Below are 25699 nucleotides of genomic sequence, written 5' to 3'. Positions count from 1 at the left end.
TCGCGGTGATGGCGGAGAAGCCGGCCGTGGACAAGGGCAAGCTGATTCCGCACGGTGTGCAGGGCGAGCAGTCGCGTGTCGACCTGACCGATGAGCAGGTCGCCAACGTCAAGGCCATCATCGCCGCCACGAAGAAGGCCGGGATGGACGAGCGGGCCGCGGTGGTGTCGATCGCGACGGCGTTGCAGGAGTCGAAGTTGGAGAACCTGGGTCACCTGGGTGACCGCAACGACCACGACTCGCAGGGCCTGTTCCAGCAGCGCCCCTCCAGTGGTTGGGGCACGGTCGAGCAGATCACCGACCCCGAGTACTCCACCCTGGCCTTCCTCAAGGGCCTCAAGCAGGTCGACGGCTGGCAGGACATGCCGCTGACCAAGGCCGCCCAGACCGTGCAGGTGTCGGCCTACCCGGACCACTACGCCCAGTGGGAGCAGCAGGCCGCCGACCTCGTCGCCGAGCACTGGAACAGCTGACCCACCCACACACGCATACTGGCCGGCACCCCACAACGGGGTGCCGGCCAGCGGCGTTCCCCGAGCGGGCGGCACGTCCACGCGCGCCCCGGTTGAGGCATCGTTCGTCGTTCCGGGTGGGGGCGCCAAGCGAGTGAGGCCGGATCTTGGAGAGTTGTCGTTCACCGCGAACGTCAACTCTCCAAGATCTCCTTCGATGTCCCCGTGGAGGCAGCGTGGCTGCACCAGGGGGCAGGTCCCAGCCCGGGGTCGCCGTGCGCTGGTCGAGAGGCGGGTCCTGATCACGGTGTGGGGGCGGTGGTGGGGGTCACTGGGGGTGGGGGAAGGGTGAAGCGGGGTAGCGTGTTGAGTCGGGTGTCGGTGTGTCCAGTGTCCCCGGGCCTCACCTGAAATGCCGTCGCGGAATACCGTTCGGCTGGAGCCGCGTCGCGCCACGCGCCGAGAGGCGACCTGCACACCGACACCCCCAGCGCCGCCCCCGACCCACCCGGGCCGGGGGCGGCGCTGTCCGCGTCGGAGGCGGCAGAATCATGGCGTGGACTGGTCCGAGAGCCCTGGAGTGGTCGTACTGCCGAGTGGCGCGACGGTGCGCGGACGCCGCGTCGGCGATCCCGCCTCGCCCGCCGACTTCGCCCTGCTGCTGGCGCCGGGCCCGGCGCCGGCCTGGCCGCACCGACGCATCCGCTGGCCGGACTTCTGGCTCCCGCTGGACCGGGCCGACGCCCTGGACGCCCTCGGCGAGGCACTGCGGCGGGCACACGGCGGGGCCCGGGTGGAGGTCGCCTGCCGTGGTGGGGTCGGCCGGACCGGCACGGCCCTCGCCGCCCTGGCGGTCCTCGACGGCCTGCCGGCGGCCCAGGCGGTGCCCTGGGTCCGCGAGCGGTACCACCCGCGCGCCGTGGAGACCCCGTGGCAGCGCGCCTGGCTGCGCCGTCTGCCCTGAGCACTGCAGGCCGCCGAGCACGTCACGGATGAGGCCGGCGTCCGCGGCTGCCGACCGGGCCGCCTCGGCTGCCCCCGAGCACGCCACGCCGGGTGGTGGCCGCCGCGCGCCCACCACCCGGCGGCCCCCACGGTCAGCGGGCGACGTACTCCCGCAGGTGCCGGGCGGTGAGAGTGTCGGCCTCGGCGATCAGGTCGGCCGGAGTGCCGGTGAAGACCACCCGCCCGCCGTCGTGCCCGGCCCCGGGCCCGAGGTCGACGATCCAGTCGGCGTGCGCCATCACCGCCTGGTGGTGCTCGATGACGATCACCGTGTTGCCGGCGTCGACCAGCCGGTCCAGCAGCGCGAGCAGTTGGTCCACGTCGGCCAGGTGCAGGCCGGTGGTCGGCTCGTCCAGCACGTAGGTGCTGGACTTCTCGGCCATGTGGATGGCGAGCTTGAGCCGCTGCCGCTCGCCGCCGGAGAGGGTGGTCAGCGGCTGCCCCAGACCCAGGTAGCCCAGTCCGACGTCGGCCAGCCGGTCCAGCACGGCCCGCGCCGCGCCGCCGGAGAAGAACTCCCGGGCCTCGGCGACCGACATCGCCAGGACCTCGCTGATGTTCCGCCCGCGCAGGGTGTACGTCAGCACCTCGTCGGTGTAGCGCCGACCCTCGCAGCGTTCGCAGACGGTGGCGACACCGGCCATCATCGCCAGGTCCGTGTAGACCAGGCCGATCCCCTTGCAGGTGGGGCAGGCGCCCTCGGAGTTGGCGCTGAACAACGCCGCCTTCACTCCGTTGGCCCTGGCGAACGCGGTACGGATCGGGTCGAGCAGGCCGGTGTAGGTGGCCGGGTTGCTGCGTCGGGAGCCGCGGATGGGGGACTGGTCGACCACGACCACCCCGTCCCGCCCGGGCAGCGAGCCGTGGATCAGGGAACTCTTGCCGGAGCCGGCCACCCCGGTCACCACGGTGAGCACCCCCAGCGGCAGGTCGACGTCGACGTCGCGCAGGTTGTGCAGGTCGGCGTGGCGGATCGGCAGCCAACCCGAGGGCCGGCGCAGCGGGTCACGCAGGGTCACCCGGTGGTCGAGGTGACGGCCGGTCAGCGTGTCCGAGCGGCGCAGGCCGGCCACGTCGCCGGTGTAGCAGACCTGCCCACCCGCCGACCCGGCGCCCGGGCCGAGGTCGACCACGTGGTCGGCGATCGCGATGGTCTCCGGCTTGTGCTCGACCACCAGCACCGTGTTGCCCTTGTCGCGCAGCAACAGCAGCAGGTCGTTCATCCGGGCGATGTCGTGCGGGTGCAGCCCCACGGTGGGCTCGTCGAAGACGTACGTCACGTCGGAGAGGCTGGAGCCGAGGTGGCGGACCATCTTGACCCGCTGCGCCTCGCCGCCGGAGAGGGTCGCCGACTCCCGGTCCAGGCTGAGGTAGCCGAGCCCGATCTCCACCAGCGAGTCCAGCGTCTCCCGCAGGGTGCCGACCAGCGGCGCGACCGACGGATCGTCGATGCCCCGGACGAACTCTGCCAGGTCGCTGATCTGCATGGCGGAGCACTCGGCGATGTTGCGCCCGGCGATCCGCGACGACAGGGCGGCGGCGTTGAGTCGCGCCCCACCGCAGTCGACGCAGGTGGTGAAGGTGACCGCCCGGTCCACGAAGGCCCGGATGTGCGGCTGCATCGACTCGCGGTCCTTGGCCAGGAAGAGCCGGCGCACCTTGACCGCCAGCCCCTCGTACGTCAGGTTGTTGCTTCCCACTTTGATCTTCGTGGCGGGCTTGTGCAGGAAGTCCTGCCACTGCTGCGCGGTGTAGTCCTGCACCTTGACGTCCGGGTCGAACAGGCCGGAGCCGACAATCGTCTGCCAGTACCAGGAGTCGACGGCGAAGTTCGGCACCAGGATCGCCCCGTCGTTGAGGGAGCGTTCCACGTCGACCATGGCGTGCACGTCCAGGTCGGACACCCGGCCCAGCCCTTCGCAGGTCGGGCACATCCCCTCGGCCAGGTTGAAGCTGAACGCCCCGGCTCCGCCGACGTACGGGGTGCCGAGCCGGCTGAACACGATGCGCAGCATCGCGTACGCGTCGGTCGCCGTGCCCACGGTCGAGCGGGAGTTCGCCCCCATCCGCTCCTGGTCGACCACGATCGCCGGGGTGAGGTTGCGCAGCGAGTCGACGTCCGGCCGGGACAGGCTGGGCATGAACGATTGGAGGAACGCGCTGTAGGTCTCGTTGATCAGACGGCGTGACTCGGCGGCGATGGTGCCGAAGACCAGGGACGACTTCCCCGACCCGGAGACCCCGGTGAACACGGTGAGTCGCCGCTTCGGGATGTCGACCGAGATCCCGGTGAGGTTGTTCTCCCGGGCGCCCCGTACCTCGATGACGTCGTGGTTGTCGGCTGCGGATCGCGCTGACTGCTGCATGCCATCGATCGTCTCATTGAACGTCCCGTGTAGACCTGCGCCAAGATGTAGGCGGACCAGTCGCAATGGTGGGCGCTGCAAGTCTCAAACCGGTGTGCAGACGGCAGGTGCTCCGGGACAGCCGGCTTCGGGTGGTCGATGTCGCGGCGTACGCCGGCCTCCCCGCGCCGGCCGACGCGAAGCGGCCCGGCGGGTGTCCGCCGGGCCGCTGTCGGGCTGCGCCAGGATCAGTTCAGGCCGCAGGTGGCGAAGCTGTCCAGGTCGGGGCGCTGGGCGCCGACGCGGTTGAAGGCGATCTCGATGCGGTCGAGGGCTGCCTGCCGCTTGCCCTTGAGCGGGCCGAGGATGGCGTTGTTGATGAAGTTCGGGCCGCCCTGGGGGTTGGCGGCCTGCTGGGCCAGGCGGGCGTTGGCCTCGCTGATCTGCTTGTCGAGCTGGGCCAGTTCGGCCTGCACGTTCGCGGCGGCTTGGGCCGGCACGGCCGGGATCTGCGGCGTCGGGCAGTCCACCGTCCGGGCCCCCGCCGTGCTGCCGGCACCCGCGTCGGCGTTGCCGGCACCCGCGTCGGCGTTGCCGGCACCCGCGTCGGCGTTGCCAGCGCCCGCGTCGGCGTCGGCGTCGCCGGCCTCGACGGAGCTGTTGAGGGCGCTGGCGACGCCCGGGGCGTTCAGACCGCAGGTGGCGAGGCTGTCCAGGTTGGGGCGCTGCGCGCCGGCCCGGTTGAAGTTGATCTCGATGCGGTCCAGCACCGCGACGCGCTTGTTCCTCAGCGGGCCGAGGATGGCGTTGTTGATGAAGTTCGGGCCGCCCTGCGGGTTGGCCGCCTGCTTCGCCAGGCGCTCGTTCTGCTGGGCGATCTCCGCGTCCAGGTTGGCCAGTTCGCGCTCCACGCCGGCAGCCGCCGAGGCGGGGATCGCCGGCAGCTTGTCGCGTACGGTCGGGCAGTTCACGGTCTGGGCGCCGCTGGCGTTGCCGGTGTTCTCGTCGGCGGAGGCGAGCTGCAGCCCGCCGGCCAGCAGTAGCGCCGCGAGGGCGCCCACTCCGCCGAGCTTGAGGACCGCGTTCTTCCGCGTGGGCCTGGCCATGTACCTCTCCTCTGGTCTCCACCGGGTCGTCGACGCTGTCGCGTTCGGGGCGTCCCGGCGGTGCGGTGGGGATGCAGGGGGCCGGTGTCGACCGCCCCGGCATTGGCGGCGTCCCCTTCCGTCCCTGCGGCCATGGATACGGAGTCCGTCCGAAGATCGTTCAACGGTCGGCAAGCGGTTTCCGGCGGTCGGCCGCCGCGTCCACCGGCTCGACGGGGAACTGCCGGTCGGGCTCACTCCCGGTGCCGTCGTCGCCACCCTCGCCGTCGGCGGGTGCGTCGCTCCGGTACGCCGATCTTGTCTCGGTATGGTGCCTCACCATGAGAGCCCGGGTCCTGGCTGCCGCCACCGTCGCCGTACTCCTCATCACCGCCACGCCCGTCCCGGCGGACGCCGCGCCGTCGGCGCCGGCGGCCCCGGTGGTCGTGCCCTGTCCGAAGCTGCCGACACCGAAGGTGACCCGCCCGCCGCGACCCGTGCCGCCCGCGCCGGTGCCCGCGCAGCAGGCGGTGGGCGGCGAGGCGCTGGCCACCGCCGGTCTGGTCGTCCCGCCCGCCGTGCCCGCGCCGCCACCGGTCACCGCCGGCTCGTGGCTGGTCGCGGACCTGGACAGCGGCGCGGTGCTGGGTGGCTGCGGCCCGCACGAGTACGCCACTCCGGCGAGCGTGCAGAAACTGCTCCTGGCCGCCACCATGCTGCCGAAGCTCGACCCGAAGCAGGTGGCCACGGTGACCCGGCCCGACCTGGACATCGAACCCGGCAGCTCGGCGGTCGGCCTGCTGGTCGGCGGCCGGTACTCGGTGGAGACGCTCTGGCTGGGACTGCTGCTGCAGTCCGGCAACGACGCGGCGAACATGCTGGCCCGGCTCGGCGCCGGCAGCGCGCAGGCCGGGGTACGCGAGATGAACGCCGAGGCCCGCCGGCTCGGCGCCTGGCAGACCCGCGCGGTGACCCCCTCCGGCCTGGACGGCCCGGGCCAGTTCACCAGCGCGTACGACCTGGCGCTGATCGCCCGGGTCTGCTTCGCCGACCCCACCTTCCGCCGGTACGCGCTGACCGAGCGCACCCAGATCCCGGCCCAGCCGGCGCTGAAGAAGCCCGGCTTCCAGATCCAGAACGAGAACCCGCTGATCCACAACTATCCGGGCGCGCTGGGCGGGAAGACCGGATTCACCGACCTGGCCCGGCACACCTACGTGGGCGCGGCCGAGCGCGACGGCCGGCGGCTGGTGGTCACCCTGCTGGGCGCCGAGCGCCGGCCGGTGCGCGCCTGGGAGCAGGGGGCCCGACTGCTCGACTGGGGCTTCTCGCTGCCCCGCGACGCCTCGGTGGGCCGGCTGGTCGAACCGGGCGAGGTGAGCGCCGAAGGACCCACCGCGTCCGCCCCGCCCGCCGTGGCCGGTGCGCCCGCCGCCGGTGGATCCGCCGCGGCGGGACCGGAGTGGCTCGGCGGCGCGGTGGTCGGCGGCGGGGCGGCACTGGTCGGGCTCGTCGCCGCCGCGATGGCGCTGCGCCGCCGCCCGCGCGGCCGGCGTCGCGCCTGAATCGACCGGCGTCGACAACCCGTCGCGGGGTCCATAGACTCCGGTCTTTCTGGTACCACGAGTCCAGGGAGGACCCCCGTGTCGAGTGAACCCCGACCGCCCGCCGTGCCGCAGCGCCACCGACCGCTGCGGACGCTGCGTCGTCTGGCCGGCGTGACGGCCGCGTCGGCCGCGCTGGTCGCCGCAGCCGGCACCGCCGCGGTCGCCGCCCCGGGTGACGAGCCGTCCACGCCGCCGGCCACGAAGGGGCCCTGCGCGTACACGGCGACACCGGACGACCCGGCGGCCCGCCCGGTGCCGCTGCCGCCGGACCCCCGGCGTACGCCCGACCGGGGCACGGTCCGGGTCACCCTGCGCACGAACCAGGGGCCGATCGGGTTGACCCTGGACCGCGAGCAGGCCCCCTGCACCGTGCAGAGCTTCCTGCACCTGGCCCGGCACCGGTTCTACGACCGGACGAACTGCCACCGGCTGACCGCGTACGCGACGTTGAAGGTGCTCCAGTGCGGTGACCCGTCCGGCACCGGCTCGGGCGGGCCCGGCTACCGGTACGCCGACGAGCTGCCCACCGACCTGCCGCCCGCGCCGACCGATCCGACCGGGGTCCGCCGCCTCTACGCCCGGGGCACGCTGGCCATGGCCAACGCCGGCCCGGACACCAACGGCAGCCAGTTCTTCCTGGTGCAGGCGGACTCGGCGCTGCGCCCCAACTACACCGTCTTCGGCTCCGTCGACGAGGCCGGTCTGGCGACGCTGGACCGGATCGCCGCCGGCGGCATCGCCCCCACCCCGGAGGATCCGGCGCCGGTCGACGGCGCGCCCGCCGAGCCGGTCGAGATCTGCAAGGCCGGCCGGGGCCGCTAGGACGAGGTCCCCGAGCTGGCCGGGGCGGGGTCCGGGCGGCGTCCGCCGCCGGTCGCCGTCGCGGCAACCCCGGGTCGGGCCGGGATGTCGACACACACCCTGAGGCGTCGGGTGGGACGGCGTGCGTCGCCGTCCCACCCGGTCGCCCGGGTCGTGCCGGGAGCGCGCCGCACGGTGGGCCCGGAACCGGTCGGCTCAGCCTGTTCGCCGGCCGCGCGGGCCCGGTGGGCTCAGTCCTGCTCGCCGGCCGCGCGGGCCCGGTCGGCCTCGGCGTCGGCGGCGCCGACGGGCACGCCGTCACCGTCGCGGGTCGCGCCGGACAGGTCGGTCCGCGCACCGGCGTGCGCCGCGTCGGCGCGAGCGTCGTCGGCGCCCACAAGGGGGCGGCTGTCGCCGTCGTCGTGGTCCTCGGTCAGGTCGCCCACGCCGACCAGGCCGAGCGGGACGTAGCGGGGATCGGTCATGGTCCTCCTCCTTTCCTTCCTCTCTGCGCTACCCCGCCCGCTCCCGCCCGACACCCGACACCCGACCCGGGGCCCGGAAATCATCACCCTGGACCGCCAGCATGGCTACGCTGCGTGGTGATGAGGGTGTGGGTCCGGACCGTCGCGGTGCTCGTCGCCGCCGTGGCGTCCACCGTCGGCGTGCCCGCCGTGGCGGTGGCGTCGCCGGTGGCCACCCGGCCGTGCCCGCCCGTGCCGTCGGTGTCCCGGCCACCCCGCCCGACGCCGCCGCCCGCCGAGCCCGCCCACCGCGTCGTCGGCGGACCGGCGCTGGCCACGCCCGGGCTGGTCGTCCCCGCCGCCGCGACCGCGCCGCCGTCGGTGCCGGCCACCTCGTGGCTGGTCGCGGACCTGGACAGCGGCGCGGTGCTGGGCGGCTGCGGCCCACACGAGTACGCCACCCCGGCGAGCGTGCAGAAGCTGCTGCTGGCCGCCACGGTGCTGCCGAAGCTCGACCCGCGCGAGGTCGTCACGATCACCGCCGGTGACCTGGACATCGAACCGGGCAGTTCCGCGGTGGGACTGGCCGAGGGAGGCCACTACCCGGTCGAGACGATCTGGCTCGGGCTGCTGCTGAAGTCCGGCAACGAGGCGGCCAACGCGCTCGCCCGCCTCGGCGGCGGGCCCGACGGCCAGCCCGGCGGGATGCGCGCGATGAACGCCGAGGCCCGCCGCCTGGGCGCCCTGCAGACGCACGCGGTGACCCCGTCCGGGCTGGACGCGCCCGGCCAGTTCACCAGCGCGTACGACCTGGCGCTGATCGCCCGGGCCTGCTTCGCCGATCCGGCCTTCCGCCGGTACGACACCACCCTGCGCGCCGTCGTCCCGGCCCAGCCGGCGCTGCGGGAGAAGGCGTTCGAGATCCAGAACGACAACCAGTTGCTCTACCACTATCCGGGAGCCATCGGCGGCAAGACCGGCTTCACCGACCTGGCCCGGCACACCTACGTCGGTGCGGCCGAGCGCGACGGCCGGCGGCTGGTGGTCACCCTGCTCGGCGCGGAGGTGACCCGCCAGCGGGCCTGGCAGCAGGGGGCCGACCTGCTGGACTGGGGCTTCTCGCTGCCCCGGGACGCGTCGGTCGGCCGGCTGGTCCGCCCCGGCGAACTCACCTCGCCGCCGCCACCGTCGGGCACCCCGCCCGCGTTGGCCGCCGCCGGTGGACCACTGGAGCACTCCGGGCACCGGTGGACCCGGCCCGGGCCGCTGCTCGGCGCGGCGCTGGTCGCGGTGGCCGCCACCGTGGTCCTGCTCGGCCGGCGTCGCCGGCACGCCGCCGTACGCCGTCACCGGTGAGCGGGCCGGCGCGGCCCTCCCGGTGGCGGGTCGTCGCGGTGCTGGCCGCCGCGTCCGCCCTCGCGTCGTCCGCCGCCTGCCAGCGCCCGCCCGGCCCCGCGCCGACGCCCCGCCCGACGACGCCGTCGCCCGGCGGCTCGCCCGCCCCGGCCGACTTCGTGCTGCTGTCCGAGGTCGACCCCACCATCGCCACCGACATCCGGTACGCCACCGCGCACAACTTCGTCGGCCGGCCGGTCGACGGCTACCCGGAGCCGTTGTGCCTGCTCACCCGGCCGGCCGCCGAGGCGCTGCGCCGGGTGCAGGCCGCCGCCCGCGCCGAGGGTCGCAGCCTGCGGGTGTACGACTGCTACCGGCCGCAGCGGGCGGTCGCGCACTTCGTCCGCTGGGCCGGGGATCCCGCCGACCAGCGGACGAAGGCCGAGTTCTATCCCCGGGTGCCCAAGGATCGGCTCTTCGCCGAGGGCTACCTCGGCGCGCCCACGGCCCACAGCCGGGGCAGCACCGTCGACGTCACCCTGGAGCCGCCGGCCGCGCCACCGCGCGCCGGTTTCGACCCGGGGCGCCCGGCGACCGCCTGTACCGCGCCCGCCGACCGGCGCTTCGCCGACGGCAGCCTCGACATGGGCACCGGCTTCGACTGCTTCGACCCGCTGGCGCACACCGAGGACCCGCGCGTCACCGGTGCGGCGCGGCGCAACCGGCAACTGCTGAAGCGGCTGATGACACAGGGCGGGTTCGTCAACTACGACCGGGAGTGGTGGCACTACCGCTACGCCGCCGAGCCGTACCCGCAGACGTACTTCGACTTCCCGGTCGCGGTCGCCTCGCTGCCGCCGCGCTGAGCCGGCGCCGGCCGACCGGCGGTGCGGTGCCGGCGGGCGGTGCGGTGCCGGCGGGCGGTGCGGTTAGGCTCGCCACCGACCCTGGCCAACCCCTCGACGGGCCGGTCCGCGCAGGCTCCCGTCGTCGACTTCGAGGAGCCCGCGTGGAGATGGAACGGATCGGCCCGCCACTGCGCGCGGGGGAGCGGGAGACGCTGCGCGCCTTCCTCGACTTCCACCGCGCCACCCTGGCCATGAAGTGCCGGGGACTGACCGACGAGGAGCTGCGCCGGCGGTCCTCGCCACCGTCCACCCTGACCCTGCTCGGTCTGCTGCGGCACATGGCCGAAGTGGAGCGGACCTGGTTCCGCCGGGTGATCGACGCCGAGGACATCCCGTTGATCTGGTCGGAGACCGGCGACTTCCAGGCGGCGTACGACCCGTCCGGCTGCACCGGCGCGGAGGCGTTCGAGGTGTGGCAGCGCGAGGTGGCGCACTCCCGCCGCATCGAGCGCGACGCCGAGTCGCTCGACGTCACCGGCCATCAGGCACGGTGGGGCGAGGACGTGTCGCTGCGGCTGGTGATGCACCACATGGCCCACGAGTACGCCCGGCACAACGGGCACGCCGACTTCCTGCGGGAGGCCGTCGACGGCGCCGTCGGGGCCTGAGGGACACCGGCCCGTCACCCGGGTACTCCGGCCCTGCCGCGCCGCCACCGTCACGCGCACCGTGGAGGTGACTACGGCGTAAGGAGGAGCCATGAAGGCACTCGTCTACGGCGGACCGGGCGAGAAGTCCTGGAAGGACGTCCCCGATCCCCGCCTCGCCGGCCCCCGCGACGCGATCGTCCGGGTCGACGCGGTCACCATCTGCGGCACCGACCTGCACATCCTCGGCGGCGACGTGCCCGAGGTGCGGCCCGGCCGGATCCTCGGCCACGAGGCGGTCGGCACGGTGGTGTCGGTCGGCGAGGGGGTGGGCAACCTGGCCGAGGGCGACCGGGTGCTCGCATCCTGCATCTCCGCCTGCGGGGTCTGCCGCTTCTGCCGGGAGGGCCGCTACGGCCAGTGCCTCGGCGGCGGTGGCTGGATCCTCGGGCACACCGTCGACGGCGTGCAGGCCGAGTATGCCCGCATCCCGTTCGCGGACCTGTCCACGTACCGGCTGCCCGCCTCCGTTCCCGACGAGGCGGCGGTGCTGCTCGCCGACATCCTGCCCACCTCGTACGAGGTCGGCGTCCTCAACGGCGGCGTCATGCCCGGCGACACCGTGGTGGTGGTCGGCGCCGGTCCGATCGGGCTGGCCGCGATCCAGACGGCGAAGCTGTTCTCCCCGTCCCGGATCGTGGTGGTCGACAAGGCGCAGAGCCGGCTGGAGGCGGCGAAGCTCTTCGGCGCGGACCTGACCCTGCGCCCCGAGGACGACCCCCTGGAGGCGGTCCGCGCGGTCACCGAGGGCCTCGGCGCGGACGTGGTGATCGAGGCGGTCGGCACCCCGGCCACCTTCGAGCTCTGCGCCACCCTGGTCCGCCCCGGCGGACGGCTGGCCAACGTGGGCGTGCACGGCAGCCCGGCCACCCTGCACCTGGAGCAGCTCTGGATCCGCGACGTCACCATCACCACCGGCCTGGTGGACACCCGCACCACGCCGAAGCTGCTCGACATGCTCGTCGCCGGGCAGTTCGACACCGCGCGGATGGTCACCCACCGCTTCGCCCTGGGCGAGATCGAGCAGGCGTACGACGTCTTCGCCCGCCCGGCCGAGACCGGCGCGCTGAAGGTGGTGCTGAGCCGCGCGTGAGCAGGTGCCCGCGTACCGCGCCCCGGGCCCGGGGCGCGGTACGCGGCTCAGCCGCCGACCCGGGTGCCCAGTGGCAGCCAGGTGAGCACGTCGGAGATCTTCGCGTCCCAGTACGCCCAGTCGTGGTCGCCGGGGGAGAAGTCCACGGTGACCGGCACGCCCTGCCCCGGGCGGCCTCGGCGAACGTCAGGTTGTCCTCGTACAGGAAGTCCTCTGTGCCGCAGGCGACGTAGAGCGACGGCGTGTCCGGCCCGGCGGTACGCACCAGCGCCACCGTGTCGTCGTCGGTGCCGGGGACCTGCCGGTCACCCCAGACGGTGTGCCAGACGTCGGCGTCCATCGGCCGGGTCGGGTGGTCGCGTCGGTGGGCGACGTTCAGCGCGCCGGAGAGGCTGGCGGCGGCGGCGAACCGCTCGGGCCGGCGCAGCGCCCACTTCACCGCGCCGTAGCCGCCCATCGACAGCCCGGCGACGAAGGTGTCCTCCCGCCGGGTGGAGAGGCGGAACAGCGAGCGGCACACCTGCGGCAGTTCCTCGCTGAGGAACGTCCAGTACCGGTTGCCGTGGACCTCGTCGGCGTAGAAGCTGCGCTCGGCGCGGGGCATGACCACGGCCAGGCCCAGCGGGGCGGCGTACCGCTCGATGGAGGTGCGCCGCAGCCAGATGGTCTCGTCGTCGGTGAGGCCGTGCAGCAGGTAGAGCACGGGCGGGTCACCGTCGGTGCTCGCGCCGGCCAGCCCGATCTGGGACGCCGTGGGCTGCGGGAGGATCACCTGCATCGAGGTGTTGAGGCCGAGCGCCTCGGAGAAGAAGTCGCAGCGGACCAGTGCCATGGTCCAAGACCGTACCGGCTCAGTCCGTCGGCCGTGGGCACGCGGCGGCCACCAGCGCCTCGGCGGCGGCGCGCGCCTCGGCGGGGGCCGACGGGTCGGCATCCAGGACGCCGGCGGCGAGCCCTCCGTCGAGCAGCAGGGTGAGCTGGCGGGCGAGCCGGTCCGGGTCCTGCGCCCCGGCACGGCGGGCCAGGTCGGTGACCCAGGCCCGGACCACCGCCTTGTGTTCCACGGTGCGGGCGTGCACGTCGCTGCCCGGGGCGCTCTCGGCCGCGGTGTTGATGAACGCGCAGCCGTGGTACCCCTCCCGGCGGCACGCCGTGCCGAGGGCGTCGAACATCCCGACGAGCTGGTCGCGAGGCTCGTCCCCGGCAGCCCGGGCGGCGGCGCGCAGCGCGCCGAACCAGGCCTGGTCCACCGTGTCGAGGTACGCCAGGACGAGGTCGTCCTTGCGGGGGAAGTGCTTGTAGAGGGTCGCCTTGGCCACCCCGGACTGGGCGATCACCGTGTCGACCCCGACGCCCCGGGGGCCGTGGGCGTAGAAGAGCCGGAAGGCGGTCTCCAGGATGCGCTCGCGCGCGGGCTGCCGGCCGCTGCCGGCCGGGGTCGTCGCCGCCATGTCGCCACCTCCCGTGGGCCGCTGGTCCCGCCATGATACCGACCGGTCTGTCCACCGGTCCGGTTGTGCTCGCGGATGGGCTCCCCGCATACGTCTTGTCGGTAGACAGACCTGTCTGTTAGTTTCGGTGGGGCGGGCAGGACGCCCGCCATGACGACAGGAGCAGGACCATGAAGATCGCCGTACTGGGCACCGGGGTGGTCGGGCAGACCTTGGCGGGACGGTTGACCCGGCTCGGCCACGAGGTGCGTGTCGGCACCCGTGACGTCGCCGCCACCCTCGCCCGCACCGACCCCGACGGCATGGGCAACCCGCCCTACTCGCAGTGGGCGCGCCAGCACCCCGACCTCGCGCTGGGCACCTTCGCCGAGGCGGCGGCCGACGCCGAACTCGTCGTCAACGCCACCCACGGCGAGGCGTCGCTCGCCGCGCTGACCGCCGCCGGGGCGCAGCACCTCGCCGGCAAGGTGCTGCTCGACACCGCCAATCCGCTCGACTTCTCTCAGGGCTTCCCGCCCCGCCTCTTCGTCGCCGACACCGACTCGCTCGGCGAACGGATCCAGGCGGCCTTCCCCGAGCTGAAAGTGGTCAAGGCCCTCAACACGCTCACCGCCGAGCTGATGGTCAACCCGAAGGCGGTCGCCGCCGGGGAGCACAGCGTCTTCGTGGCGGGCAACGACAGCGAGGCCAAGGCGACGGTGGTCGCCCTGCTGGAGAGCTTCGGTCACACCGACGTCATCGACCTCGGTGACCTCACCGGCGCCCGGGGCACCGAGATGCTGCTGCCGATCTGGCTGCGGCTGATGGGCACCCTGAACACCCCGATGTTCCAGTTCAGGATCGTGCGGTAGTCAGGTCCAGTAGAGGACCCGGCAGTCGGGCACCCGGGCGGCCAGTTCGGCGGTGAACCAGGAGCGAAGCTCCGCCATCGTCTCCCGCGGGTAGACGTACTTGACCGCGCCGAACCTGCCGTGTTTGCGGCTGCGGCGCGCCTCGTCCATCTCCAGCTTCGTGCCCGGGTACCAACCGAGCAGCACCTCCCGGCTGCCGGGGGTGAACCGGTGGGTGATCAACTCGGCGGTCAGGTCCAGTCCCGGCACCCCGCGCACCGCGTCGGCGACCATGGCCAGCAGGTGCCCGTAGTGGGTCCGCCAATCCGGCAGCGGCATGATCGGAGCGACGGTCAGCCCCACCGGATAGCCGTCGAGCGCCAGCCGGCGCAGCGCGGCCAACCGCGCCGGCACCGGGCTGGTGCCACCCTCGAACCGGGTACTCACCGGCAGGCAGTTCACGCTGAACCGGACCCGGGTGCGCCCGGCGTGCGGCAACCCCACGAACGTGCCGACGTCGTCGTACTTGGTGGTCCAGCGCAGCTGCACCGGGGCCTCCCAGGCGGCGAAGTGCTCCACCGCCCGCCGCCAACTGCCGGTCAGGTGCTCCAGCGCCAGCGGATCGGTGTAACAGGACGCCTCGAACGTGGTGCCCTCGTCGGCGCGCCCGGCGCTGCGGCTGGTCACCGTGCCCCTGCCGGCATAGTCGGCCAGCCCGTCGAGGATCTCGTCCAGGTCGGCGTACACCCGGGTCACGGGCGGGCCGGAGAGCGAACCGGCGAGGTAGCAGTACTGGCAGTGCGCGGGGCACCCCTCGGCCAGGTCGACCCGCCAGTCCGCGCTCGGCGCGATCGGCTGCAACCGGCGTCGCGACGGTGGGCTCGCCACGATCGCCATGGTCGCCTTCGCCCGGGCGTACGTCTCCCGCTCGGTCTCCCCGCGCAGGCCGGTCAGCCGGTTGGCGCGCAACCGCTGCACCTCGATGCCCAGCGCCTCGACCCGGGCGGCGATCCGCCGGGCGTGCGGGTGCTCCCAGGCGGCCGGAGTGACGACCACCCGGCGCGGCGTCCACCGCCGCGCCGGGCGCGGCGGTGGGGCCAGCCCGGCCAGATCGCGGGTCGCCACGCCCTCGCCGCTGGCGTCGTGCGGCGCCGGCGGCACACCCACCGCGAGCGGCCGGTCGACGTCGACGCTGTCCGGTTGCATCCCGCCCGGTTACCCAGGTCCCGCCGGTCCACGCGGGCGCCCGTCATCGGATGCGTCCCGCTCGGCCACCCGCGCTCCGGCGTCACCGTGCTCAAGTCCGGCAGGACGGCGGACGGCGCCTGCCGAAGCGTGATCGCGAATATCCGTTGCGGGCTCCGGAGGGCTCACCTACCTTCAATGGGCAACGTCACGCCGATCGATCCGGGGAGCCCACCGTGCAGCAGCGAACCAGCACCGAGACCACGCGGCCCATGCCGCGCGGCGGTGCCATGCTGCCCGCGGGCGAACGAGCCCGGGGCCCGCTCCAGGGCCGATGCGGCTGGCGACCAGGGTGGCGGCGCGGATAGCGCCACGCGCGACACGCGCAGCCGCCCACCCCACCGGGGACCGGGCGGCTCTTTCGTCTCCCGGCACCCGCCCAAGGGGTGTAGCTCAACTGGCAGAGCATCGGATTCCAAACCCGACGGTCGCAGGTTCGAATCCTGTCACCCCTGCATCCTGTCCCGGCGTGCGCCGGCGACGTCGCATCTTCTCAACTCCACAGTGGACGGCATGAGCACGAACCCGGCCGGCGCCCCAGCGCGCCGGCCGGGCGAACGACACGGGGTGGACGCACCACCCCGCACGGGCCGTTGGAGCAACTGGCAGCTCACCCGGCTCTCCACCGGGAGGTTTACGGGTTCGAGCCCCGTACGGCCTACGCACGACCCGCGGTTGTAGCGCAGCAGGCAGCGCGTCGCCTCGCCATGGCGAAGGTCGCCGGTTCGAACCCGGCCAACCGCTCTCCGGGCCCCGCCACCGGGGCATGACGGGCCCCGCCACCGGGGCATGACGGGCCCCGCCACCGGGGCGTCACGGGCTGCGCGCCGGGCGCAGAGAGGCCTTGCACGCCACTCCCGCCGGGTTCGACTCCCGGGCGGTCCACGAACCTTCCGCCGCCCCGATCGGGGTACGGCACCACGACGACACAGGAGACGACGATGGCATTCACCCCGCTGCCGGGCACCAGGGCCCCGGTACGGGTCTGGACCGACCCGTACGGCATCGAGCCGCAGGCCGCGCAGCAGCTGCGCAACATCGGCGCGCTGCCCTGGGTGCAGGGCGTCGCCGTCATGCCCGACGTGCACTTCGGCAAGGGCGCGACGGTCGGCTCGGTCATCGCCATGCGGCAGGCCGTCTCCCCGGCCGCGGTCGGTGTCGACATCGGCTGCGGGATGAGCGCGGTGCGTACCTCGCTCACCGCGGCCGACCTGCCCGACAACCTCGCGGCGCTGCGCGCGGCGATCGAGGCGGCCGTCCCGGTCGGCTTCGCCAAGCGGACCGACCCGGTCGACCCGCGCCGGGTCCGCGGCCTGGAGCAGGCCGGCTGGGACGCCTTCTGGCGGCGCTTCGGCGAACTGGACCGGAAGGTGGCGCAGCTGGAGAGCCGCGCCCAGCACCAGCTGGGCACCCTCGGTGGCGGCAACCACTTCATCGAGGTCTGCGTCGAGCAGGACGGCCCGGACGCCGGGCAGGTCTGGCTGATGCTGCACTCCGGCTCCCGCAACATCGGCAAGGAACTCGCCGAGCGGCACATCGGGGTGGCGCGGCGGCTGCCGCACAACACCGACCTGCCCGACCGGGACCTGGCGGTGTTCCTCGCCGGCACCCCGGAGATGGACGCCTACCGCCGTGACCTGTGGTGGGCGCAGGAGTACGCCCGGCGCAACCGGGCGGTCATGCTGGCGCTGCTCTGCGGCGTGGTCCGCGACCACTTCCCGCAGGTCAGCTACGGCGAGCCGATCTCCTGCCACCACAACTACGTGGCGGAGGAGACGTACGACGGCGTCGACGTGCTGGTCACCCGCAAGGGCGCGATCCGGGCCGGTCGGGGGGACCTGGGCATCATCCCCGGGTCGATGGGCACCGGCTCGTACATCGTGCGCGGCAAGGGCAACCCGGACGCGTACTGCTCGGCGTCGCACGGCGCGGGGCGGCGGATGTCGCGGGGGCAGGCGAAGCGCACGTACAGCACCGAGGACCTGCGGCAGCAGACCGAGGGGGTGGAGTGCCGCAAGGACGCCGGGGTGGTCGACGAGATCCCCGGCGCGTACAAGGACATCACCGAGGTGATGGCGCAGCAGGACGACCTGGTCGAGGTGGTGGCGCACCTCAAGCAGGTGGTCTGCGTGAAGGGTTAGGCCGACCGGTGCCCCGAGGGGTGGGCGCCGGTCGTACGCCCCGGTGGCTCAGCGGAGAGAGCGCCGGTCTACGAAACCGGAGAGCCAGGTTCGAATCCTGGTCGGGGCACGGTCCGCATCCGGCGCGACGTCGGAGCAGAACCCCTTGCGAGCTGGTGCAATCGGCAGCACACCCGTCTCTGGAACGGGCGATGGAGGTTCGAGTCCTCCGCTCGCAGCACGAATCCTCGTGGCCCAACACCAGGTTCCGGACCTGGGGGTCGCTGATTCGAATCCAGCCGGGGGCGCGTTCCATCACCCGACCGAGTGCCCGAGTGGCCAGGGAGCGGTCTGCAAAACCGCGTACACCGGTTCGATTCCGGTCTCGGTCTCGATCTGCCGTCCACTGTGGTGACGCCGGAGGACGTGGGTCCAGCTGCTGCTCATGACGGCGGCCCGCCCGGTTCGACCCCGGGGCCGGCGACCGGTGACGGCGCGGCCGTCGGTCTCCCTGCCCGGGGTGACCGACGGCCGCGCCCGTGCATGTACCGGTGCACAGGGGCTCCGGGCAGCAGCAGGGACGGCCGGAGCGGATGGGCTCAGCCGGTGGCGGCGAGCGTCACCGGAACGGTCACCAGGTGGGTGCGGGCGCCGTCGTGGGGCGACACCTCGTACACCTCGACGGTGCCGGTGCCGGCCGTCGGCAGCCGGTAGGCGACACCGGCCCGGTAGTCGCCCCGGCAGCCGCTGCCGCAGGTGGCGGTGGTGAAGCCCGCGCCGACCACCCGCCCGCCGGCGTCGAGGATCCGGATCGAGACGGTGGCCTCGTACACGTCGGCGCTGCCGGCGACGGTGACCGGCGTGCCGACCCGCTGCCCGACGGTGGGCTCGGTGACCAGGATCGGCGCCAGCACGTCGGCCAGGTCGGCCCGTCCGAGCACCAGGTCCGGGTCGGTGAAGGCCACCCGGCGCACGGTGGGGAACTGGGTGAGCGTCCAGACGATCTGGGCGCGTCGCAGCCGCAGCGTACGGGTGTCGGTGTCCGCCAGCGACGGGTGCGCGGCGATCGTGGCGGTGCCGTCGGCGATGCGGACCACCTCGACCCCGGGTGGGACGAGGGTGGCCAGGCCCGCCGCCGCCTCGGCGGGGGTGGGGCCGGTGGCCAGTTCGGCCAGCGCCAGCCGGGAGGTGGCGACGGTGGCGGGTCGGGTACGTCGGGTCGGCGTCACCGTCCGGTCCCGGGTGAACCAGAGCTGCACGGTGACGCTGCCGGTCGGCGCCGGTGTGGCGGTGCGGGTGGGCGCGGGTGGCGGGGTCGGCCGGGCGGTCGGGGTCGGCCCGGTCGGCGTGCCGGTGGGCGGGGACGGCACGGTCACGGGCGTGCCGGTCGGCGGGCTGCCGGGCGGGGCGGCGGTGGGGGCCGGGCCGAGGGTGCCCGAGGGTGCGTCGGCGCAGCCGGTGAGCAGCAGCACCAGCGCGGTGAGCAGGGCGGCCGGGCGGCTCACGGGTCGCCGTCCGGTGCGGGGGTGACGGGCAGCGTCAGCCGGAACGTGGTCCCGACGCCGGGGGCGCTGCGGACCGTCAGGTCGCCCCGGAGCAGCCGGGCGTTCTCCCGGGCGATGGCCAGGCCGAGGCCGCTGCCCGGCCCGGAGCGCGCCGGGTCGGCCTTGTAGAAGCGCTCGAACAGGTGCGGCAGGTGTTCGGCGGCGATCCCCGGCCCCCGGTCGCTCACCTCGTACACGAGCAGTGGGCCGCGGCGGGCGGCGGTGGCGCGGAGGTCGCCCCGGCCGTGGGTGACGGCGTTGCCGATTAGGTTGGCCAGGATCCGTTCCAGCCGGCGCGGGTCGGTGCGGACGGTGACCGGGTCGCCGTCGACGACGACCCGGTCGGCCCAGCCGTGTGCGGTGACCAGGGCGTCGAGCAGGGCGAGGGTGTCGACCGCGCGGACGGTCACCGGTTCGCGTCCGGCGTCGAGCCGGGAGATCTCCATCAGGTCCTCGACCAGGCTCCGCAGCCGCACCACGTCGGCGACCAGCAGCTCGGCGGTGCGCCGGCTGTCGGCGGGCAGCGTGTCGAGCTGGTCGCCCAGCAGCGAGGCCGCCGCCACCAGGGCGGTGACCGGGGTACGCAGCTCGTGCGCGACGTCGGCGGTGAACCGCCGTTCCCGTGCCTCCGCCCGGGTCAGGTCGTCGATCTTCGTCTGGAGCGCCTGGGCCATCTCGTTGAACGCCGTGGCCCAGTCGCTGAACTCGTCGCGGCCGTGCACCGGCAGTCGGGTGGCCAGCAGTCCCTCGGCGACCGCCCGGGCCGCCCGGCTGGCCCGGCCGACGGGGTCGAGGGTACGCCGGGCCATCCAGTGCCCGACCCCGGCCGCGAGCGCCACCACCGCCAGCCAGCCCACCGTGAGCGCGGTGCGCAGCTGGTCCAGCCCGCTCATCAGGTCGCTCTCGTCGGTGACGGCGTACAGCTCGGCGGTGGCGCCGGGGATCCGGCCGCCGACCACGAGCAGGTGCCGTCCGTCGTCGTCGACGCGTTCGTAGCCCAGTTGCCCGTCGGCGACGGCGTCGCGCAGCGGGTGGCCCGGGGCCGGGGCGTATCCGGGGTGGGAGGCCTCGGTGCGGTCGGTGACCAGCAGCACGTGCCGGCCGCTGCCCTCGAAGCTGGCCAGCAGCTCGGTGCGGCGGGCGTCGGTCAGCGGCACGAACTGTCCGGCGAGGACGAGCTGGTAGCGGGCGTCGGCCGCCGCCCGTTGCACCGCGCCGTCCAGCCGGGCCTGGCGCACCATCAGGTACGACCCGCTCGCCAGCCCGCCGGCGGACACCCCGGCGACCAGCACGAACGCCACCGTCAACCGGCGTCGCAGCCGGCCCGGCGGTACGCCCGTGTTCATCGCCGTCCTCCCGTCAGCCGGTGGCGAGTTTGTAGCCGACCCCGCGTACGGTGCGGATCAGCCGGGGTGCGACCGGGTCGTCCTCGATCTTGGCGCGCAGCCGCTGCACCGCCACGTCGACCAGCCGGGAGTCGCCGAGGTGGGAGTGGTTCCACACCCGGTCGAGCAGCAGTTCCCGGGTGAACACCTGCCCGGGCCGGCGGGCCAGCTCCAGCAGCAGCCGGAACTCGGTGGCGGTGAGCGGCAGCTCCCGGCCGGCCTTGCGGGCGACGAAGCGGGCCGGGTCGATCTCCAGGCCGCCGACGGTGAGGGTGCCCTCCTCGACCACGGCGGCGGCGCGACGCAGCCCGGCGCGGACCCGCGCCACGAGTTCCGGCATGTCGAACGGTTTGCGCAGGTAGTCGTCCGCGCCGCACTCGAGGCCGACGACCACGTCGATGGTGTCGGTGCGGGCGGTGAGCATCAGGATCGGCACGGCGCTGGTGCGCCGGATCTCCCGGCAGACCTCCAGCCCGTCGAGGCCGGGCAGCATCACGTCCAGGACGACGAGGTCGACCGGCTGGGACCGCCAGGCGGCCAGCGCGGCCCGGCCGTCCACGGCGGTGGCGACCCGGAAACCGGCCCGCCGCAGACCGAGGGCGGTGACCTCCCGGATGGAGGCATCGTCCTCGACGAGCAGCACCCGGCCCTCCATGACCTCCTCAGGGTAGTCCCGCGACGGCGGCGTGGACCCCGGCGTAACGGCTGGTGACGGGGGGTCCGGTCGACGGTCGGCCCGGTCCCGACGGGCGGGGTGACCGTCCTCAGCGGCCGGTCCGGCGGGTGGTCCGGACGTCGCGGGGTCCCGGTGGGCCCGCCCGCGACGGCGCCGCGCGGGCGGCGGGGCAGCCGCTCAGGCGACCCGGGCGACCGCGTCGACGAGCGGCGCGGGAACGGCCTGCGGGTGCAGCACGGCCGCGATCGCCTCGACGCCGTCGGCCAGGCGGGGGCAGGTCCGGCGGGCTGACGTCCCGGCAGTGTGCCCAGCGCAGCGGGTGGTCGATCGTCGGGTCGTCGTCGCGGTGCGACCGGTCGCCCGGAGGCGGGGTCGATGCTGCCGTCGTCCTCCGTACGACTGGCAAATTGTGACACCGTCCGGCCGGTTGACCGCGAGATTGATACATGTCAGTGTTTGCTTCCCCGGTGTGACCGCCGCGACCTCACCCCCGGGTCGCGGGCGTCCCGTCCGCCCCGAACCACACCCCCACTCGGGACCCGGTCACACCCGTGCCCCCATGAGGAGCCCGCATGAAACTGAGAACGCCGACCACGGGCCTCGCGCTCGCCGTGCTCGCCGCGGCGACGCTGACCCTGGCCGCGCCACCGGCCACGGCGATCCGGCCGACCGCCGCCGCACCCGTGGCCGCGCTCGCGGCGCCGGACATCTCGGTGACCAACGTCCAGGCCCACCTGACCCAGTTCCAGACCATCGCCACCAACAACGGCGGCAACCGCCGGGCCGGCTCGGCCGGCTACACGGCCTCGGTCAGCTACGTCAAGTCCAAGCTCCAGGCCGCCGGGTACACGGTCACCGAGCAGGTCTGCACGAGCTGCGTGTACCGGTCGAATAACCTCATCGCCGAGTGGCCGCAGGGCCCCGCCGACCAGGTCGTCATGTTCGGCGCCCACCTGGACGGCGTCTCCGCCGGCCCGGGCATCAACGACAACGGCTCCGGCTCGGCCAGCCTGCTGGAGAACGCCCTCGTCCTGGCGAGCCAGAACCCGACGATGACCAAGCGGGTCCGGTTCGCCTGGTGGACCGACGAGGAGCAGGGCCTCAACGGCTCGGAGTTCTACGTCAACTCGCTGACCGCCACCCAGCGCGGCTACATCAAGGGCTACTACAACTTCGACATGGTCTCCTCGACCAACGGCGGCTACTTCATCAACCGGCTCACCTCCACCACCGCCGCGCCGCTCAAGGCGTACTGGGACTCGCTGGGCCTGCAGCCGGAGGAGAACGTCGAGGGCCAGGGCCGCTCCGACGACTACCCCTTCCAGCAGGCCGGCATCCCCACCTCCGGGTACGCCACCGGCGCCAGCGCCCGCAAGACCAGCACCCAGGCCGCCAAGTGGGGCGGCACCTCCGGCGCCGCGTACGACCCGTGCTACCACCGGTCCTGCGACACCACCAGCAACATCAGCGCCACCCACCTCAACCGCAGCGCCGACGGCGTCGCGTACGCCATCTGGCAGCTCGCGGTCGGCACCGGCACCCCGACCAACGACTTTTCCGTCGCGGTCAGCCCGACCTCCGGCAGCCTGGTCCGGGGCGGGTCCACCACCGCGACGGTCAGCACCGCCACCACCAGCGGCAGCGCGCAGACGGTGGCGCTGTCGGCCTCCGGCGCGCCGGCCGGCGTCACGGTGTCGTTCAGTCCGTCGTCGGTCACCTCCGGCGGCTCCGCGACCATGACGGTCAGCGCCTCGTCGACCGCCACCACCGGCACCTTCGCCATCACGGTCACCGGCACCGGCTCGGTGACGCGCACCGCCACCTACAGCCTCACCGTGACCGGCACCGGCGGCTGCACCGGCGGACAGGTGATCGGCAACGGCGGCTTCGAGTCCGGCACCACCCCGTGGACCGCCACCTCGGGCGTGATCACCAACTCGACCAGCCAGCCGGCCCGCACCGGCTCGTACAAGGCGTGGCTCGACGGGTACGGCAGCACCCACACCGACACGCTGTCGCAGTCGGTGACGGTGCCGGCCGGGTGCTCGACGTACACGCTCGGCTTCTACCTGCACATCGACACGGCCGAGACCACGACCGGCACCGCGTACGACAGGCTGACCGTGCAGTTCGGCAGCACCACCCTGGCCACGTACTCCAACCTCAACGCGGCCAGCGGCTACCAGCTGCGCTCGTTCAACGTGGCCGGGTACGCCGGGCAGACCGTCACCCTGAAGTTCACCGGGACCGAGGACTCGTCCCTGCAGACCAGCTTCGTCGTCGACGACGTGACCCTGCAGGCGAGCTGACCGGGCGGGGCGGGGTGGGCCGGGTGCCCACCCCGCCCCGACCTGCGGCGCCGGCCGGGCAGACCCCGACGACGGTAAATGTCGTACCCCGGTCGGACCATGTGGGCATGGCTGCCCCCGCGCTGACCCACCACAGTGGTCCACCCCGCTCCATGCCGCTGCGCGAGCTGCGCACCCGGCTGACCCAGGTGATCGCCATGGCCGAGCTGACCGACACGGTCACCCTGGTCACCCGGGACGGCGATCCCCGCCCGCTCGCGGCCGTGGTGCCCGTCGCGGCGGCCCGCACCGCCGCCCAGGCCCGCGCCGACGACGAGCGCCTCGCCGCGGTCACCGCCGGCTGGGCCCGTCGCCTGGAGGAGACGCACCGCCACGGCGTCCGCCGGCACGCGGCCGAGCTGCGGGCGGTCACCGACGCTCTCGCCGCAGTGTGGGCGGAGCTGGACCGGCGCGTCCCACCCGGGGTCGACGCCGCCGTGGACCGGCTGCGCGCCGCCCAGGCGGACCTGCTGCGCGGCTGACCCGCCCCGCTCAGCCGGCGTGGTTCGGGTCGCCGGTGGTCAGCCGCAGCGTGAAGCCGTCCGGGCCGGGCTGCATCACCACGTGGTCACAGGACTGGTAGGTGATCCACAACCCCAGCCCTCCGGCGGTGGCGCCCGGCGTCGGCAGTAGGCCGGCGTACGGGTCCGACGGCCCCTTGCCGGCGTCGCTGACGGTCACCACCACCCGTCCGCCGCCGGCCCAGAGCCGGAACCGCACCGGCGGCAGGCCGTGCCGCAGTGCGTTGGTCACCGTCTCGCTGACCGCCACGGACAGGTCGTCCACCTCCTCGGCGGAGAGGTGGGCGGTGGCGATGGCGTACACCGCCGCGCGGGTCCGGGCCGGAGTCGGGTCGCACAGCTCGATCAGCGGGGCGTCCCGCTGCAACGGGTCGGGCGGCACCTCCCGGGGCTCGCGCAGGTAGGTCTCCGGCTCGGTGTAGACCTCGTTGGGCAGGTGCCGGCCGTCGGCCGTGGTGGTACGCGGGTGGGTGCGGGCGACATCGGCGAGGATCTCCGCCGGCGTGGTCCGGGTGTCGTACGGGCACACGCTCCACAACGGGAACTCGTCGAACGCGTGGTTTGTCGCCGACTCGTAGCGTGCCCACCAGTCCCAGGACCGGCCGAACGCCACCGGTGGCAGCTCGCCGACGATCCGGATCTGCGCCGCGCCCGCGGCGACCTGGTCGGCCAGCAGCCGGCGGTACGACCGGATCGCGGCGGTGGGGCGCGCGTAGACGTCCCCGCCGTCGAGGAACGTCACCCCGGATCCGGCGGGCAGCGCCGAGCGGACCAGGGCGGTGTTGCGCTCGCCCAGTGACACCAGGGACGGCTCGCCCGCCGCGACCCCTTCGCGCAGGAACGGCAGGACGGCGGCGAGCAGTTCGTCGTCGGAGTCGTAGAGCAGGGCCTCGTGGTAATAGCCGCGGTGCCCGACGGCGGCGCCCGTCCTCATCCGGCCGCCTCCACGCGCACCCGGGTCAGCCCGAGCAGCGCGACCAGTCGGGACGCGGGCGCCAGGTCGGTGCGCAGCACCACGTCGCCGTGCCGGCCCTCGGCGTGCCGGTGCAGGTGCACCAGACTGCGGTAGTCGATGAAGCGCAGGTCGGCGGCGCGGATCACCACGTCGCCCGTGCCGGAGTCGGTGCGCCGCAGGGCGGTGGCGAACACGTCCTGGTTCGACGTGTCCAGCTCGCCGTCGAGGACCAGGCCGTCGTCACCGGCGTGCAGGTGGAAGAGGCTGGCGCCCGGGTCGGACGTCGGGTGCAGGCAGGCCAGCTCCTCGATGACCAGCTCCCCGAGGCGGGTGCGGTCGTAGCCGCAGACGGCCGACATCGGCCGGGTGAGCATGAACCGGTCCACGAGGTGCTCGTAGCGGGCGAACGCCTCCCGCCGCCGCGGGTCGCGTACCAGGCAGGTGGCGTCGGCGGCGATCCGCCAGCCGGTGTACCCGTCGGTGAGCGCCGCCTCGATCGTCGTGGTGTAGGACTCCAACTGGGCGTCGTGGGCCAGGATGCCGTCGCCGTACATCTGCTCCACGGAGACGATCTCCGCCGCGCCCGTCTGCAGCGCCTCGCGCAGCCGGGGCGTGCTGTTCCACCGCTCCACGACCACCGGCACCGGTTCGGGGCTGACGTAGCTGACGCGGTCACCGGCGGTCAGGCCGGCGAGCAGGAACTCGCGGGCCCGCGCCTCGAAGATGGCCGGATCGTCGTAGCTCCAGCAGGCGTGACCGACACGCCCGGAAGCCGTCGCTCCGCTGGTCACGCCGACCGCCTCCTCATGCCCGCAGTGTATGCCCGCCGCGCAGGCGGCCAGGAACCCGGCCGGTCGGTCGATGGCCCGTGCCCGTACGGCG

22 protein-coding genes, 6 tRNA genes and 1 pseudogene are annotated in these 25699 nt (G+C 74.1%); 18 read left to right on the top strand and 11 right to left on the bottom strand.

The features are described from left to right. A partial coding sequence (locus ACPFP2_RS26465; protein WP_424092443.1) for a hypothetical protein occupies positions 1-473 on the top strand: 473 nt, incomplete at its 5' end. 535 nt (positions 474-1008) lie between these two features. Then, entirely contained in the window at positions 1009-1416 is a 408-nt protein-coding gene (locus tag ACPFP2_RS26460; protein WP_424092442.1) for a protein-tyrosine phosphatase family protein, read from the top strand. 133 nt (positions 1417-1549) lie between these two features. Here the strand turns inward: ACPFP2_RS26460 and ACPFP2_RS26455 are convergent, their stop codons facing one another. Continuing rightward, positions 1550-3823 carry an ATP-binding cassette domain-containing protein gene (locus ACPFP2_RS26455; RefSeq protein WP_424092440.1) on the bottom strand — a complete coding sequence of 758 codons (2274 nt, stop codon included), beginning with the start codon at positions 3821-3823 and terminating at the stop codon, positions 1550-1552. 227 nt (positions 3824-4050) lie between these two features. Then, complete coding sequence (locus ACPFP2_RS26450; protein WP_424092438.1) at positions 4051-4908, bottom strand: hypothetical protein; 858 nt, start codon at positions 4906-4908, stop codon at positions 4051-4053. A gap of 320 nt (positions 4909-5228) precedes the next feature. Here ACPFP2_RS26450 and ACPFP2_RS26445 point away from each other — a divergent pair, with 320 nt between their 5' ends. Next, on the top strand, positions 5229-6452 hold the full coding sequence (locus tag ACPFP2_RS26445; protein ID WP_424092436.1) for a D-alanyl-D-alanine carboxypeptidase family protein: 1224 nt from the start codon (positions 5229-5231) through the stop codon (positions 6450-6452). Positions 6453-6596: 144 nt separating this feature from the next. Next, complete coding sequence (locus ACPFP2_RS26440; protein ID WP_424092447.1) at positions 6597-7316, top strand: peptidylprolyl isomerase; 720 nt, start codon at positions 6597-6599, stop codon at positions 7314-7316. A 230-nt stretch (positions 7317-7546) separates the two neighbouring features. Here ACPFP2_RS26440 and ACPFP2_RS26435 read toward each other — a convergent pair whose 3' ends face one another. Continuing rightward, positions 7547-7780: a hypothetical protein gene (locus tag ACPFP2_RS26435; protein WP_424092434.1), complete on the bottom strand. Its 234-nt coding sequence runs from the start codon at positions 7778-7780 to the stop codon at positions 7547-7549. A 120-nt stretch (positions 7781-7900) separates the two neighbouring features. Here ACPFP2_RS26435 and ACPFP2_RS26430 point away from each other — a divergent pair, with 120 nt between their 5' ends. The 4 genes from ACPFP2_RS26430 to ACPFP2_RS26415 all read left to right on the top strand — a co-directional run bounded on the left by ACPFP2_RS26430 (position 7901) and on the right by ACPFP2_RS26415 (position 11742). Beyond that, positions 7901-9115: a D-alanyl-D-alanine carboxypeptidase family protein gene (locus ACPFP2_RS26430; protein WP_424092433.1), complete on the top strand. Its 1215-nt coding sequence runs from the start codon at positions 7901-7903 to the stop codon at positions 9113-9115. After that, a complete protein-coding gene (locus ACPFP2_RS26425) occupies positions 9112-9960 on the top strand; it encodes a M15 family metallopeptidase (RefSeq protein ID WP_424092431.1) in 849 nt (282 codons plus the stop codon). Before ACPFP2_RS26430 ends, ACPFP2_RS26425 begins: the two co-directional genes overlap by 4 nt. 149 nt (positions 9961-10109) lie before the next feature. Next, positions 10110-10610 (top strand): DinB family protein, encoded by a 501-nt coding sequence (locus ACPFP2_RS26420; protein WP_424092446.1) that lies wholly within the window; start codon positions 10110-10112, stop codon positions 10608-10610. A gap of 91 nt (positions 10611-10701) precedes the next feature. Next, positions 10702-11742: a zinc-dependent alcohol dehydrogenase family protein gene (locus tag ACPFP2_RS26415; RefSeq protein WP_424092429.1), complete on the top strand. Its 1041-nt coding sequence runs from the start codon at positions 10702-10704 to the stop codon at positions 11740-11742. A gap of 47 nt (positions 11743-11789) precedes the next feature. Here the strand turns inward: ACPFP2_RS26415 and ACPFP2_RS26410 are convergent. Further along, positions 11790-12574, bottom strand: a pseudogene (locus ACPFP2_RS26410) (alpha/beta hydrolase). 19 nt (positions 12575-12593) lie between these two features. Further along, positions 12594-13193, bottom strand: coding sequence for a TetR/AcrR family transcriptional regulator (locus tag ACPFP2_RS26405; protein WP_424092428.1), 600 nt, complete (start codon positions 13191-13193; stop codon positions 12594-12596). Positions 13194-13363: 170 nt separating this feature from the next. Between ACPFP2_RS26405 and ACPFP2_RS26400 the strand changes: the two genes are divergently transcribed. Continuing rightward, positions 13364-14044: an NADPH-dependent F420 reductase gene (locus ACPFP2_RS26400; protein WP_424092426.1), complete on the top strand. Its 681-nt coding sequence runs from the start codon at positions 13364-13366 to the stop codon at positions 14042-14044. On the opposite strand, the gene ACPFP2_RS26395 is transcribed toward ACPFP2_RS26400, so the two are convergent. After that, a complete protein-coding gene (locus tag ACPFP2_RS26395) occupies positions 14045-15229 on the bottom strand; it encodes a spore photoproduct lyase family protein (RefSeq protein ID WP_424092425.1) in 1185 nt (394 codons plus the stop codon). It abuts the gene before it with no gap. 421 nt (positions 15230-15650) lie between these two features. Between ACPFP2_RS26395 and ACPFP2_RS26390 the strand changes: the two genes are divergently transcribed. The 7 genes from ACPFP2_RS26390 (at position 15651) to ACPFP2_RS26360 (ending at position 17780) form a co-directional block, all read left to right on the top strand. Then, positions 15651-15723, top strand: a tRNA-Trp gene (locus tag ACPFP2_RS26390). 132 nt (positions 15724-15855) lie between these two features. Beyond that, a tRNA-Glu gene (locus ACPFP2_RS26385) sits at positions 15856-15929 on the top strand. A 10-nt stretch (positions 15930-15939) separates the two neighbouring features. Next, positions 15940-16012 (top strand) — tRNA-Gly (locus ACPFP2_RS26380). 197 nt (positions 16013-16209) lie between these two features. Continuing rightward, positions 16210-17409 carry an RtcB family protein gene (locus ACPFP2_RS26375; RefSeq protein WP_424092423.1) on the top strand — a complete coding sequence of 400 codons (1200 nt, stop codon included), beginning with the start codon at positions 16210-16212 and terminating at the stop codon, positions 17407-17409. 37 nt (positions 17410-17446) lie between these two features. After that, a tRNA-Arg gene (locus ACPFP2_RS26370) sits at positions 17447-17518 on the top strand. A 37-nt stretch (positions 17519-17555) separates the two neighbouring features. Next, positions 17556-17627 (top strand) — tRNA-Gln (locus ACPFP2_RS26365). An 82-nt stretch (positions 17628-17709) separates the two neighbouring features. Further along, positions 17710-17780 (top strand) — tRNA-Cys (locus ACPFP2_RS26360). Between the two features lie 207 nt (positions 17781-17987). Here the strand turns inward: ACPFP2_RS26360 and ACPFP2_RS26355 are convergent. From ACPFP2_RS26355 to ACPFP2_RS26345, 3 genes are read right to left on the bottom strand one after another with little or no spacing between them, the layout of a single operon-like run. Next, positions 17988-18893 (bottom strand): Gmad2 immunoglobulin-like domain-containing protein, encoded by a 906-nt coding sequence (locus ACPFP2_RS26355; RefSeq protein ID WP_424092422.1) that lies wholly within the window; start codon positions 18891-18893, stop codon positions 17988-17990. After that, positions 18890-20278, bottom strand: coding sequence for an ATP-binding protein (locus ACPFP2_RS26350; protein WP_424092420.1), 1389 nt, complete (start codon positions 20276-20278; stop codon positions 18890-18892). Before ACPFP2_RS26350 ends, ACPFP2_RS26355 begins: the two co-directional genes overlap by 4 nt. A 13-nt stretch (positions 20279-20291) precedes the next feature. After that, positions 20292-20972, bottom strand: a complete 681-nt coding sequence (locus ACPFP2_RS26345) for a response regulator (protein ID WP_424092418.1) — start codon at positions 20970-20972, stop codon at positions 20292-20294. Positions 20973-21565: 593 nt separating this feature from the next. Between ACPFP2_RS26345 and ACPFP2_RS26340 the strand changes: the two genes are divergently transcribed. Together ACPFP2_RS26340 and ACPFP2_RS26335 are read left to right on the top strand one after the other, a co-directional pair. Beyond that, positions 21566-23302 (top strand): M28 family peptidase, encoded by a 1737-nt coding sequence (locus ACPFP2_RS26340; protein WP_424092416.1) that lies wholly within the window; start codon positions 21566-21568, stop codon positions 23300-23302. Between the two features lie 107 nt (positions 23303-23409). Beyond that, positions 23410-23823, top strand: coding sequence for a type II toxin-antitoxin system Phd/YefM family antitoxin (locus ACPFP2_RS26335; protein WP_424092414.1), 414 nt, complete (start codon positions 23410-23412; stop codon positions 23821-23823). A gap of 10 nt (positions 23824-23833) precedes the next feature. Here the strand turns inward: ACPFP2_RS26335 and ACPFP2_RS26330 are convergent, their stop codons facing one another. Then, on the bottom strand, positions 23834-24796 hold the full coding sequence (locus ACPFP2_RS26330) for an anti-sigma factor RsbA family regulatory protein (protein ID WP_424092412.1): 963 nt from the start codon (positions 24794-24796) through the stop codon (positions 23834-23836). Continuing rightward, positions 24793-25608 carry an MEDS domain-containing protein gene (locus ACPFP2_RS26325; RefSeq protein ID WP_424092410.1) on the bottom strand — a complete coding sequence of 272 codons (816 nt, stop codon included), beginning with the start codon at positions 25606-25608 and terminating at the stop codon, positions 24793-24795. The genes ACPFP2_RS26330 and ACPFP2_RS26325 overlap by 4 nt, the downstream gene beginning before the upstream one ends. Positions 25609-25699: the final 91 nt, after the last annotated feature.

Source organism: Micromonospora citrea (genome assembly GCF_049629545.1).
GTDB lineage: Bacteria > Actinomycetota > Actinomycetes > Mycobacteriales > Micromonosporaceae > Micromonospora > Micromonospora citrea_A.
This window is presented reverse-complemented; position numbering and strand designations above follow the sequence as displayed.